This is a genomic window from Streptomyces novaecaesareae (genome assembly GCF_000716875.1).
GTDB lineage: Bacteria > Actinomycetota > Actinomycetes > Streptomycetales > Streptomycetaceae > Kitasatospora > Kitasatospora novaecaesareae.
The window spans coordinates 1-12,304 of the sequence record NZ_JNWQ01000022.1 but is presented as its reverse complement, the minus strand read 5'-3'; the positions used below and the strand labels follow the sequence as shown (position 1 = coordinate 12,304).

Here is a 12,304-nt window from a genome sequence, read left to right as displayed (position 1 = left end):
TTACGGATGGTCAAGACGGCGGACGATCGCGCGCTCGCGGTCGAGTCCCTCGGCGACCCGCGCGGCCGTCCGGTGTTCCTGCTGCACGGGATGCCCGGCAGCCGGGTCGGCCCGCATCCGCGCAGCACCGTGCTCTACCGGCTCGGCGTGCGGCTGATCTCGTACGACCGGCCCGGCTACGGCGACTCGACCCGGCTGTTCGGCCGCCGGGTGAGCGCGGCGGCGGCCGATGTGCGGGCCATCGCGGACGAGTTCGGGCTGGGCAGCTTCGCGGTGCTCGGCCGCTCCGGCGGCGGCCCGCACGCGCTGGCCTGCGCCGCGCTGCTGCCCGAGCGGGTCAGCCGGGTGGCCGTGCTGGTGGGCCTCGCGCCGCGCGCCGCGACCGGCCTGGACTGGTACGCGGGGATGACCCCGTCCAACGTCCGCGCCTACAAGGAGGCCGAGCGCGGGCACGGCCGGATCGCCGACGCGATGGAGTTCCGCTCCCGGCAGATCAAGGACGACCCGGTCCGGCTGCTGAACGGGCTGCGCACCGAACTCTCCCCCGCCGACCGGGAGGTGGTGGCCGACAGCGGGCTGCGCCGGATGCTGCAGAGCAACTACCGGGAGGCGTTCCGGCACGGCGCGGACGGCTGGATCGACGACGTGCTGGCCTTCACCGCCGACTGGGGCTTCGAGGTCGGGACGATCCGGGTGCCGACCTGGCTCTGGCACGGCGCGGACGACCAGTTCTCGCCGGTCGACCACTCCCGCTGGCTGGCCGACCACATCCCGGGCGCCGAGCTGTTCCTGGAGCCCGGCGCCGCGCACTTCGGGGCGTTCCGGGTGATGACCACCGCCCTGGCCTGGGCGGCGGGGTAGGCCCCCGGCCGCCCTGACCTGGGCGGCGGGGTGGTCCGCCCGGGTCAGGCCCGTACCGGGGTGACGGCTTCGCCCCCGCCGAGCACCGCCAGGACGTTGTCCACCGCCAGGCCGCCCATCGCCTGCCGGGTGGCGACGGTGGCGCTGCCCAGGTGCGGGGCCAGTACCGCGCGTTCCTGGGCGAGCAGCGCGGACGGGACGGCCGGCTCGTGCTCGAAGTTGTCCACGGCGGCGGCGAACAGCGCGCCGGACTCCAGCGCGGCGGCCAGTGCCTCCTCGTCCACCACCCCGGCGGTCATGCTGACCACCACCGCGCCGCGCGGCAGCAGCGCCAGCCGGCGGGCGTCCAGCAGGTGCCGGGTGGCGTCGCTGAGCGGGCAGGTGACGACCAGCACGGTGGAGGTGGCGAGCAGTTCCTCCAGCGGCTTCCACTCGGCGCCCTCGGCCTGCTCGGGCGGCAGTGCGCGGCGGTTGTGGTAGCCGACGGGCATCTCGAAGGCGCGGGCCCGGCGCGCCACCGCCTGCCCGATCCGGCCCATGCCGAGCACGCCCAGCGGGGTGCCGGACAGCTCCAGGCCGAGCAGGAAGTTCGGCGCCCAGGTCCAGGGCGTGCCGGAGCGCAGCAGCCGCTCGCCCTCGCCGAGCCGGCGGGTGGCGGCCAGCAGCAGCGCCCAGGCCATGTCGGCGGTGGCGGTGGTGAGCACGCCGGGGGTGTTGGAGACCAGCACGCCGCGCTCGGCGCAGGCGGCCAGGTCCACGTTGTGGTAGCCGACCGCGTGGTTGGCGACGATCCGCAGCCCGGGGCCGGCCGCCTCCAGGAACTCGGCGTCCACCCGGTCGTCCAGGGTGGTGAGCACGGCCCGGCGGCCGCGGGCGGCGGCGAGCAGCTCGGCCCGGTCCATCGCCAGGTCGGAGTCGTGGCAGGTGACGGCGTGGTGGGCGGTGAGCCGTTCGATGACGCCGGGCGCGAGGCGCCGGGTGACCAGGACCGGGGGCGGGGTGCTCCGACCCGTGGTTCGCTCGCTGTGCTCGCTCATGGTGCCGCAGCGTACCCCCCGCCCCCTGGTGACTACACCGGCTGCGGCTCCAGATCGCGGTTGATCCGCTTCCAGCCCCGCGCCGACACCGTGTTGGGGTGCTCCTCGCCGAACTGCCGGATCAGCTCGGCGATCGCCCGGGAGCGCAGTTCGGAGGCCTGGGCGTGCCGGTTGGCCGTCCGCAGGGTGACCGCCAGGTTGGCCTCGCAGGCGACCGCGTCCGGGTGCTGCGGCGAGTAGCGCTCGCACAGGCCCTGGTAGGCGGCCCGGCCGAGCTGTTCGGCGAGGGCGAGCTGACCGTCGTCGCCGTAGGCGTTGGCCAGGTTGATCATCGCGTTGAGGGTGTACGGGTGTTCCGGCCCGACCGAGCGGGTCAGCCCCTCGACGGTGAGCCGGCCGCGCTCGATGGCGCCCGGGACGTCGCCGCTGCCGCGCAGGTAGATGCCGAGGTTGTTGGCACAGGCCAGGGTGAACGGGTGCTCGTCGCCGAACAGCCGCCGGTGGCCCTCGAAGACGGTGGAGCAGAGGTCGCGGGCGGCCTCCTTGTCGCCGGAGGCGCTGTGGTCGGCGGCCAGGTTGAGCGCGCAGGCGAGCGCGTCGGGGGCGTCGGCGCCGTAGCGCTCCAGGTAGCGCTCGTAGGTCTCCTTGGTGATCCGGCGGGCCTCGGCGAGCTGGCCGATCCGCCGCAGCGAGACGGCCAGCGACTTGGCGTTGCGCAGGTTCTCCGGCAGGTCCGGGTCGAGCACGTCGCCGAGGTCGGAGGTGACCTCCTGCAGCAGGTCCACCGAGCCGCGGTAGTCGCCGAGTTCGCGCAGGTCGCGGGCCAGGTTGGACTTGGTGGACAGGGTGTAGGGGTGCCTGGGGCCGAGTACGGCGGTGCGCCGGTCGAGGGTCTCCTGGTCGAGTTCGCGGGCGGCCTCGCTGTCGCCGACCAGCCGGTAGTCGATCGCCAGGTTGTTCGCCATGGAGAGCGTGCGCGGGTTGTCGTCGCCGAACAACTCGCGGAACTGGTCGAGGATTTCGCGGTCCAGGTCGAGCGCCGCCTGGAACCGGCCGAGCGCCCTGCGATCGGCGCCGAGCGAGCCCGCCGTCATCAGGGTGTACGGGTGGTGCTCGCCGAGCAACGCCCGCTGGCGCTCCAGGGTGGCCTCGTCCAGGGCCAGCGCCTCGGCGTAATTGCCCTGGGAGCGCAGCACGTTGGCGAGCTGGAAGCGCAGCAGCAGGGTCTGCCGGTCGTCCTCGCCGAGCTTGCTGGTCCACTCCGCGTCGAGCGCGTGGCCCAGGTCGCGGGCGCGGTCGAGCTCGCCGCGCTTCCACAGGTAGCGGACCCGGTCGATGAGCAGCTGGCGGGTGTCGGCCTCGTCGCAGTTGTGCGCCTTGGACGGCGACAGGTGCGGCCAGATCTCGTCGAAGGCGGGCCAGTTGGCCGGGTCGTCGGTGTCGCCGAGGACGGGCCGGGCGCCGGTCAGGATGCGATGCACCTCGTGGACGGCGGTCTCCTGCTCGTCGGCGGTCATCCCGGCCCGGATCACCGCCTGGACGAGGCGGTGCACCTGGAAGCTGTTGCTGCCGGCGTCGACCTTGGCCAGCGCGTACCGGCCGATCGCCTGGATCACCTTGCCCAGCATGAACTTGTCGCTGAGGTCGGCGTCGTACCTCACCAGCGCCCGGATCATCTGGTCGCTGTAGAAGAGGTTCATCGAGATCGGCTCGGGCGCGAAGAACGCGCACAGCTGCAGCAGCCGCACCGCCGCCGGGGACTGCTGGCGCAGCCGTCCGATGGAGACGTTCCAGGTCGCCGCGACCGGCGTCGGGTAGTCGGCGGGCCGGCCGACGGCCAGCGCGCGGGCCGCCTCGGCGTGCAGTTGGGCGACGTACGTCTCCACCGGGGTGCCGGTGGTGTCCAGCCAGGCGGCGGCCACCTCGACGGCCAGCGGCAGGTCACCGACCGCCTCGGCGACCCGGTCGGCGTCCGGCCGGGAGAGGCTGCGGGCGCGCCGGCACAGGTGCTCGACGCTCTCGCCGCGGGTGAAGACGTCGACCTCCAGCGCCTCGGCGTGCCCGGTCCAGGCCTGGTTGCGGGAGGTGACCAGGATGTGGCCGGAGCCGCCGGGGAAGAAGCGGCGGATCTCGGCGGGCTCGTCGGCGTTGTCGAAGATCAGCAGCCAGCGGGCGGTGGGCACGCCGCGGCGCAGCGCCTCCCGGGCGGCCTCGGCGGCCTCGGTGACCGAGTCGCCGACCCGCAGGCCCAGTCGGCGGGCGAGTTCGGCGAGCGCCGGGGCGACCAGCTCAGTCTGCTCGGCGTCGATCCACCAGACCAGGTCGTAGTCGGACATGAAGCGGTGGGCGTACTCCAGCGCCACCTGGGTCTTGCCGACGCCGCCGAGCCCGTACAGGGTCTGCGGGGTCGGCAGGACGGCCGCCATGCCGCCGCGCAGCTGGTTGCGCAGCTGCTCCAGGACGGCGGAGCGGCCGGTGAAGGAGGGGTTGCGCGGCGGGACGTCCCACACCGAGGGCTTGCTGCCGGGGAAGCGCGGCCCGCCGCTGGGAGCGTCGTCGAGCGCCACGTCGCCGCGGCCGAGCGCGCGCAGCAGGCTCTGGATCGACTGCGTCTCGTCGCGGCCGACCAGGTCGACCGGGTTGCGGTTGCTGAACGGCGCGGTGAGCCGCACGTCGCCGACGCGCACGGGCAGCAGCTGGCGCCGGGTGCCGGACGGGTCGGAGCTGACCACCGACTCCCACAGCGCCCGGGCCTGCGGGGAGCGCTGGTAGGCGGGCGAGAGCACGGCGACCGTCCGGTAGGCGGAGTCGATGCCGCGCTCGGTCTCCTCGCGCGGGTCGGTGCCGGCGCTGAGGTCGCGGGGCAGCACCCGGAAGCCGGCCCGGGTGAGGACGGACTCGATCCAGTCCGCCCACATCCGGTCCTCGGGGACGTAGGAGAGGTAGAGGTCGGCGGGGACGGACGGGCGGCGGCGGGTGAACGCGTCCACGTAGCGCAGCCGCACCTCCTCCTCCACCGGCGGCAGGCCGGAGACCCGACCCTCGGTGATCATGGAGGTCAGCCGCTCGCAGGCGGCCAGCATCGAGGTGGGGGTGCCGGTCTGGTCGCCGAAGGTGGCGAGGATCTCCTCGTAGGCGTAGAACGGCCGGTACGGGATCTCCACCGAGCCCCAGTACTGGGTGAGTTCCTCGCTGCCCAGGCCGGAGGGCAGGCCGTCGAAGCGGACCCGGGCCAGGGCGCGGCCGGCGTCCGCCTTCTCCTTCTCGCCCTCGTCGATGCGCATCGGGACGGGCAGGATGCGGATGCCGCGGTCGCGGTAGCGGTCGTGGATGTGCTGGGCGATCCGGGAGGCGCCGTCGATGGACTGGTCGCTCAGGGTGAAGCAGACCACCAGGTCGTCGGGCATCTGGACGGTGCAGATCTCGGCGATGTCGGACAGGCCGGTGCGGGAGTCGATCAGCACGTAGTCGTAGCGCTTGGCCATGTCGGCCTTGAGGGCGTCGAAGAACTGCCCGCCGTCGAAGCGGTCGTAGAAGATGTCCCAGTCGAGGTGGGTGACGGCCTCGGAGTAGTCCCGGTTGAACTGGCCCGCGGAGAGGAAGTCCAGGCTGCCGCCGGCCGGGAAGTACGGCCAGGCGAGCGAGAGCGCGTGCGGGTGCACCCGGGCGAAGTCCAGGTGCCAGCCCTCGGCGTGCTCGACCGGGCGCAGCGCCTCCTCCCGGTACTCGGCGATCAGGTCCATCATCCCGGTGGTGCCGGCCAGGGAGGCCGGGTCGAGGAAGGGGTGGAAGAACTTGGCGAGGCCCGGCGCCTCCAGGTCCCAGTCCACGGTGAGCACCCGGAAGCCGTTGGCGGCCAGGATCCAGGCGGTGTTGGCGAGGGCCATGGTGCGGCCGGTGCCGCCCTTGTACGAGTAGAAGGTGATGATCCGGCCGTCGCGGTCCTGTTCCGCGGCCTGCCGCTCGGCCTCCCGCTGGGCGACCAGCTCGGCGGCGGTGAGGCCGCCGAGGCGGAGGTTCCTGGTGCGGTTCTCGGTCATCGGTTTCCTCGTCCTCCCAGGGGCGCCATCCCGTCATCGGGGTCATCGCCGTCGTCGCGGTACGGGTCGTGCTCGCGGTACGGGTCGTGGTGGTTGTCACGGTCGTGGCCGTTGCTGCGGCCGTTGCCGTCGTGACCGTTGCTGCGGCCGTTGCCGTCGTGGCCGTTGCTGTGGCTGTCGTCGCGGTCGTTGCCGTTGCCCCCGCCTCCGGCTCCGCCTCCGCTGCGTCGGAACGCGTCCCGCAGGCTCGGCCGGGGCGGCGGCGGTTCCTCCGGCTCGGCCCTGGTGCGGCCCTCGAAGGCGTACTTGGCCTTCATCGCGGCCCGGGGAAGTGCGTCGTCGAAGTCCTCCAGGGTGCGCAGCCCGGTCGGGCCGGTCACACCGAGGAAGCTCGGGCGGCCCGCACGCCGGGTGATGCGCAGCGCGTCGTCGCTCAACTCCCCCATCTCACCGGCGCGTTCCTCACACTCCGGGTCGTCGGTGTTCCACGGCTCCAGAACGCTCACCCAGGTGGTGTCCGAACGGTCGAACCGCCGGACCAGCTCCCGCCGGCGCGGGTCGCGCAGCGCCCAGCGGTCGAGCAGCAGCAGGCCGGGGGCCTCCGCGGCGCCCCCGATGATCGACTCGGCCTCGTCGTCGAACTCGTGCACCGTCGGCTGGAACCCCAACTGCCGTGCCAGCCTGACCGCGTGCTGCGCGATGGGCGAGCCGACCGGCCGGTACGGATGCCAGTCGGTGCGCCGGTCGCCGTAGTAGTCGGGGTTGCGGTCGGCGGGCAACTCCCCCTGGTGGTAGGCGAGGACGGAGATCCGCAGCTGCTTGGTCGGGGCGGTGACGTTGAACGCGCTCGGGAGGCCGTTGAATTCGAGCCGCCGCCCGACCGGGATCACCGTCTCCTCGGCGACCTGCACGATCCGCGCCGCCAGCCGGTGCACGGCCAGCTCGTACGCGGAGCGGAAGTAGCTGAGCTTCATCAGCGCGTACAGGCCCTCGGTGGCGTAGTCGGGCCCGAAACTCGCATGGTTGAACTGGAGTTCAGTGGCCACCTTCGGCAGCCGGTAGCGACTCATCGGCGCCCACAGCACCGGGACGATGCCGCTGGTGCGCTCGGAGTCGAGGTTCGCCGGGTAGACCGGGCGGCGGGTGAAGGCGTGCCACTCCTGCCCGCACGGAACGCTGTTGAAGTACCGGGGGGAGTACAGCGGGACGAACACCCGGCAGCTCGCCAACTCGTCGGACAGCCGCTCGGCCCACAACTCGCCCTGGTGCATGGACTCGTCCATGAAGCCCACCGGCACGCCGTCTGGGGCGGTGGTGATCTGCAGCACCGCCTCGCAGAGGTCCCGGTACAGCTGCCTGACCCAGTGGTTCGGATCGCCTGCGCCCCGCGCACCGGCTTTCGGGGTGTGCGCGTAGGAGAGGAAGAAGTACGGCCGGGTGTCGTCGTCGTCCCAGCCCCGGTCAGTCACACGCGCCTCCCCCGGGCCCGTCGGCAACCTGCCTCCCGCAGCCCCCGTGCGGCGGGGCTTCAGTGTAGGAACGACTGACACCCCAATGGAATAGCACAACGTCTCGCACGAATTGACATGACCGAAACGATGCCGCCGCCTCCTTCGCCGGAGCAGTACCCTCGATCCGGCCGCCGCACACGATCAGAAGGGGCACCCGTGGAACACCTCGACTGGCAGAAGTCCAGCCTCAGCGGGGACAAGGCGGAGTACATCGAGATCGCCTCCGACGGCGACCTCGTCTACATCCGCCAGTCCGACGACCCCACCCACATCGTCACCACCACCCGCATCAAGTTCAACGCCTGGGTCCGCGGGGCCAAGGCCGGCGAGTTCGACCACTTCGTCGCCTGACGCCCAGCCCCGGCCCCCTCCTGCTCACCGAGTAGCGTTCACCCCCACTCCATTGCAACACCCGGAGTGGGGGTTGTTGCGTTAAGGCTGCGTCCACCGCAACGATTTCCCGACTTTCACCTGCACAGATGGCGATTTGAGGCAACGAGCTTGTTGCCACATCCATGAACGCAACGTAGCTTTTCCATCGTCAGAAACGACGACCGCGCAACACACAAGCGCAGCACTCAGGAGAGCACGATGCAGAAGTTCGCCACCCCCGCCCCGATCACCGCCGTCCTGGACGTTGCGGCCGGCAGCGTCCGGTTCATCGCCGCCGACCGCGCCGACACCACCGTCGAGATCCGCCCCGCCGACCCGGGCAAGAACCGCGACGTGCGCACCGCCGAGCAGACCACCGCCACCTACACCGACGGCCTGCTCACCATCCGCACCGCCAAGACCGGCAACACCCTCTTCGGCGCCGGCTGTCTGGAGATCACCGTCCAGCTCCCGGCCGGCTCCGCCGTCGAGGCCGACACCCAGGCCTGCGAACTGCGCGTCGTCGGCCGCCTCGGCGACCTCGCCTTCACCGGCGCCCACCACCGCATCAAGATCGACGAAGCCGCCGGCGCTCGCATCACCGCCATCGACGGCGACATCGAGATCGGCCGCCTCACCGGCCCCGCCACCCTCACCACCGCCCGCGGCGACATCCGCATCACCCAGGCCGACCGCGGCACCCTCGCCCTCACCACCCGGTCCGGAAACATCACCGTCGGCACCGCCACCGCCACCTCCGCCGCCCTCGATGCCGCCACCGGACACGGCCGCATCAGCAACGCCCTGCGCAACGACGGCACCACCACCCTCCACATCCGCGCCACCACCTCCCACGGCGACATCACCGCCCACACCCACTGAACCCCCTCCCCCCCAACCGCTCCCAGCTGCTCAGGAAGGCACACCACCATGAACACCCAAACGAACTCCGCGCGTTCCGCCTGGACCGGCATGGTGTCGGTCGACGACACCGCCCTGGCCGTGACCGACACCGGCGGCGCCGGCATCCCCGTGGTCTACCTCAACGGCTCCTACGCCGACCAGTCCCACTGGAAGCACGTCATCGCCGAACTCGGCGACGGCTACCGGCACATCACCTACGACGAGCGCGCCCGCGGCAAGTCCGGGACTTCCTCCGACTACACCTTCGAGGCGTCCGTCCGCAGCCTCGACGCCGTCCTCGCCGCGAGGGGAGTCGAGCGGGCGATCCTGGTCGGCTGGTCCTACGGCGCCATGCTCGCCATCCACTGGGCCGCCCGGAACCCGGAGCGCACCCTCGGGGCGGTGGCCGTGGACGGCGCGATGACCCACGAGTGGCTCGACGACGCCACCAAGGTCCAGGTCCGCAAGCTCTTCCGCCGGCTGAGCCCGCTGTTCCCGATCTGCCGCCGGCTCGGCCTGGCCGCCCGGATGAGCGCCGTCCAGCACGCCGAGATCAACATCGAGCTCAACGAACTCTGCGCGCCCGCCGCCCTCGACCCGGTCTTCGACCGCATCACCACCCAGACCCGGTACGTCCTCGCCACCGGCGGCAACCTGGGCGGCGACCCGAAGGTGATGGAACAGCTCCGCGCCGGCCTCGGCGCCGTGGTCGCCCGCAACCCCAACATCAAGCTCAGCGCGAAGGTCCCGAGCAACCACTCCAAGATCCTCCGCAAGGACTTCGGCGCCGTCGCCAACGCCGTCCGCGAACTCTCCTGACCCGCAGGCTCGTCTACACCTCTCGGACGCGGCGCCGGTTGAACTCCCGGACGAGCGCCAGAAGATCGATCACCGTGCTGGCCGGGACATTGCCGAGGGAGACCAGGACCCGCCCGTCCACGATCGTCTCGCCGGGCTTGGCGGACGGCCAGAGCAAGCCGAACTCACGGCCCTCGGTCCGGAGTTCCACGATCAAGTCGGTGATCTGCCGACCGGTGAGGTGGTGAATGGCGGGGTCGGCCGGGTGGATCGGGTACAGAGCGTTCACGCCACGCCGTCCAGCTCGAACCAGACCCGCTTCCCGAGCTTCTGCGGCTCGGCACCCCACCGATGGGTGAACGCCTCCACCAGCTGCAACCCCGCCCGCACTCGGCGAGTTCGGACGACCCCCGCTGCGCCGACAGCTCGGAGCTCCGGTCGGCGACGGTGACCCGGAGGGTCTTCTCCGCGATCACGACCACCACGACCGGCGACGGCGTCGCCCCGTGCCGCCACGCGTTCACGATCAGCTCCACGAGCGCGAGTTCAGCGTCCCCGATGGAGGGATCGGTGTACCCGGCGCGCACCATGGCGTCGCGCAACACCTCGCGCGAGACGGTGAGAGAGGGGGGCCTCAATCTTGAGCGTCTGAACGCCTGGCTCGACATCTGCAACGTCACGGACCCGGAGTACCGAGCCGGCCTCATCGCCATGAGCGAGAGCACAGGAAAGGGCTGGTGGACCGAGTTCAGGCATGACGTGATCCCTCATGCTCTCGATCTGGCCGAGGCGGAAGCCAGCGCCGCGAGTCTGGACAGCTACGAGACTCTCCTCATCCCCGGCCTGCTGCAGACCAAGGCCTACAGCGAGGTCATCCATGGATACAACGAGAGGAAGGTCGAGTTCCGCCACCGGCGCCAGAAGCTCCTGACCAGCGCGGACGCACCTTCCCTCCGGGCCGTGATCCATGAAGCAGCCTTGCACACCATGTACGGCGGCCCGACCGTCATGCGGGATCAACTGAACCACCTGATCGAGATGAGCCAGCTGCCGAACGTAACGATCCAGATCCTGCCGTTCGACTGCACGACCTACGCGTACAACGACACCACGTTCATGCTCATCCGAGCGCCGCACACTCGACTTCACACGGTCCTTCTGGAAAGCCCCACGGGGTCACGTTCATCGGTGACCCCGAGTCCGTCACAACGTTTGACCAGAAGTTCGATCGGATCAGGGGTCTGGCACTTCCGCCCCTGTCCGCTTCCACACCGGCGCCGTCCGCCACCTATCGTGACTCACTGGGCTTGATCCAGCACATCCGATACAAGATCCAGGGACGGTGACCATGACCCAGCTCAGCTGGCAGAAATCGAGCTTCAGTACCGATCAGGCCAACTGCGTTGAAATCGCCTCCGACGGCGACCGCGTCCACATCCGCGAGTCCGACGACCCCACCACCATCGTCACCACCACCCGCCCCAAGCTCGACGCCTGGATCCGCGGCGCCAAGGCCGGCGAGTTCGACCGCTTCACCGCCTGAGGACGACCCCATGCCCCGGCGTCTCCGCCGGGGCATGGGGAAGAGCCACCCGATCCGGTGAGGTCGAGCCGGCTCTCTGCCGAAGAGACCGCGGTTCGCATTCCGGCTTCACTGATTCGGAGGATTCAGCTTGGAACACTGGCGGCAAGCCGCCGATGCCCTCGACCTGCCTCCGCTCTCTCCGGACGTGCTGCGAAGGGTTGTTGATGTACTCGGAACCTGAACCGGCGACGGCTTCACGGATGCGCGCAATGCACGACGCTGCCGCGACTCGACTGAACGCGACGCCGATCGGCTCTCGTGAAGCGTGGGGATGGCGTGGACGGACACTCGGCCGCGCTGTGTCCCTGGACATCGACGCGGGCTGGCTCCGGTTGGTGTCGGCCCCGTCGGGCAGGGCTGGCGGGAAGCTCTGGGAGGGGCCGCTGGAGGCCGACCGCCGCATGCCTTCCGCGGTTCCTCGCCCCCGGCTCGTCGAACGGCAGAGCTGGAACGACGGCGAGTACGGCTACCTGGCAGAGCTGTACGAGCTGGTCACTGCCACCACCATCACAGCCCACGAGCCTGCCCTACGTACGGAGCCCGATCTGGACGGAGGCTGGTGGGACAGCCTCAGCAACGCTCTCGACTCCATCGCGGCTGTGCCCAGCGACCGGGTCGCCGTGCGACAGGAGTACTTGGACCGCGCGATGCCGCAATTCCTGGGCGTTCCCGTCGACAGCACCGTTCACGTCTGGGCCACTGCCCACGGCGATCTGCACTGGGCCAACCTCACCGGGCCCTCACTCACGATTCTCGACTGGGAAGGCTGGGGCGCCGCACCCGCCGGCTACGACGCCGCCCTGCTCCACGCGTACAGCCTGCTCGTCCCGACAACCGCAGCGCAGATCCGAAGCCACCTGGGACACATCCTCGACACACCCTCCGGACTGTTCGCCGAACTCGTCGTCATCACCGAGCTACTCCAAACCACCACCCGAGGAGACAACCTCGACCTCGAAGCCCCACTCCGTGCCCACCTCGGCCATCTCCTCGACAGGCTCTGACCCAGCTCCTGCGCGAAGACCCACCGGCCCTTGCCCCAAAACCCGGGGCACGGGCCGTCGCCTGACAGGTCATTGCGCGTGAGAAGTCGGCCAAGCCGACTTCTCACGCGCAATGGGGGCTTGGAGCACCGTCGCCGCTTCGGCGAAGCCGAAGCGGCGACGGGCGACCCAGGCGGGGTGGGGGGTGGGGGGG

General features: G+C 71.1%; 11 protein-coding genes and 1 pseudogene. 7 read left to right on the top strand and 5 right to left on the bottom strand.

What is annotated here, in order from left to right; all coding sequences use genetic code 11:
* Positions 1 to 6 precede the first annotated feature (6 nt).
* A complete protein-coding gene (locus tag OP86_RS10935; RefSeq protein WP_030060062.1) occupies positions 7 to 861 on the top strand; it encodes an alpha/beta fold hydrolase in 855 nt (284 codons plus the stop codon).
* A gap of 44 nt (positions 862 to 905) precedes the next feature.
* Here OP86_RS10935 and OP86_RS10930 read toward each other — a convergent pair whose 3' ends face one another.
* The 3 genes from OP86_RS10930 to OP86_RS10920 are packed head-to-tail and all read right to left on the bottom strand — an operon-like array spanning position 906 to position 7,407.
* Positions 906 to 1,898, bottom strand: coding sequence for a 2-hydroxyacid dehydrogenase (locus tag OP86_RS10930; RefSeq protein ID WP_051829937.1), 993 nt, complete (start codon positions 1,896 to 1,898; stop codon positions 906 to 908).
* Positions 1,899 to 1,930: 32 nt separating this feature from the next.
* Positions 1,931 to 5,938 (bottom strand): FxSxx-COOH system tetratricopeptide repeat protein, encoded by a 4,008-nt coding sequence (gene fxsT / locus OP86_RS10925; protein ID WP_078588904.1) that lies wholly within the window; start codon positions 5,936 to 5,938, stop codon positions 1,931 to 1,933.
* Positions 5,935 to 7,407, bottom strand: coding sequence for a TIR-like protein FxsC (locus OP86_RS10920; protein WP_051829936.1), 1,473 nt, complete (start codon positions 7,405 to 7,407; stop codon positions 5,935 to 5,937). The genes fxsT and OP86_RS10920 overlap by 4 nt, the downstream gene beginning before the upstream one ends.
* A gap of 198 nt (positions 7,408 to 7,605) precedes the next feature.
* Here OP86_RS10920 and OP86_RS10915 point away from each other — a divergent pair, with 198 nt between their 5' ends.
* The 3 genes from OP86_RS10915 (at position 7,606) to OP86_RS10905 (ending at position 9,543) form a co-directional block, all read left to right on the top strand.
* Positions 7,606 to 7,800 (top strand): DUF397 domain-containing protein, encoded by a 195-nt coding sequence (locus OP86_RS10915; protein WP_030060057.1) that lies wholly within the window; start codon positions 7,606 to 7,608, stop codon positions 7,798 to 7,800.
* A gap of 240 nt (positions 7,801 to 8,040) precedes the next feature.
* Positions 8,041 to 8,703 carry a DUF4097 family beta strand repeat-containing protein gene (locus OP86_RS10910; RefSeq protein WP_030060056.1) on the top strand — a complete coding sequence of 221 codons (663 nt, stop codon included), beginning with the start codon at positions 8,041 to 8,043 and terminating at the stop codon, positions 8,701 to 8,703.
* Positions 8,704 to 8,751: 48 nt separating this feature from the next.
* On the top strand, positions 8,752 to 9,543 hold the full coding sequence (locus OP86_RS10905) for an alpha/beta fold hydrolase (protein WP_030060055.1): 792 nt from the start codon (positions 8,752 to 8,754) through the stop codon (positions 9,541 to 9,543).
* A 13-nt stretch (positions 9,544 to 9,556) separates the two neighbouring features.
* Here the strand turns inward: OP86_RS10905 and OP86_RS10900 are convergent, their stop codons facing one another.
* Complete coding sequence (locus OP86_RS10900; RefSeq protein ID WP_030060054.1) at positions 9,557 to 9,811, bottom strand: hypothetical protein; 255 nt, start codon at positions 9,809 to 9,811, stop codon at positions 9,557 to 9,559.
* Positions 9,812 to 9,959: 148 nt separating this feature from the next.
* Positions 9,960 to 10,112: pseudogene (locus OP86_RS39145) on the bottom strand (hypothetical protein); the annotation flags it as partial.
* Here OP86_RS39145 and OP86_RS32865 point away from each other — a divergent pair.
* The 3 genes from OP86_RS32865 (at position 10,093) to OP86_RS10885 (ending at position 12,111) form a co-directional block, all read left to right on the top strand.
* The gene (locus tag OP86_RS32865; RefSeq protein ID WP_157849713.1) at positions 10,093 to 10,833 is read left to right on the top strand and encodes a DUF5753 domain-containing protein; all 741 of its coding nucleotides are present in this window, start codon (positions 10,093 to 10,095) and stop codon (positions 10,831 to 10,833) included. The pseudogene OP86_RS39145 and the gene OP86_RS32865 overlap by 20 nt on opposite strands.
* Positions 10,834 to 10,870: 37 nt before the next feature.
* Positions 10,871 to 11,065, top strand: a complete 195-nt coding sequence (locus OP86_RS10890; protein WP_030060053.1) for a DUF397 domain-containing protein — start codon at positions 10,871 to 10,873, stop codon at positions 11,063 to 11,065.
* Between the two features lie 341 nt (positions 11,066 to 11,406).
* The gene (locus OP86_RS10885; RefSeq protein ID WP_234434965.1) at positions 11,407 to 12,111 is read left to right on the top strand and encodes a hypothetical protein; all 705 of its coding nucleotides are present in this window, start codon (positions 11,407 to 11,409) and stop codon (positions 12,109 to 12,111) included.
* Positions 12,112 to 12,304 lie beyond the last annotated feature (193 nt).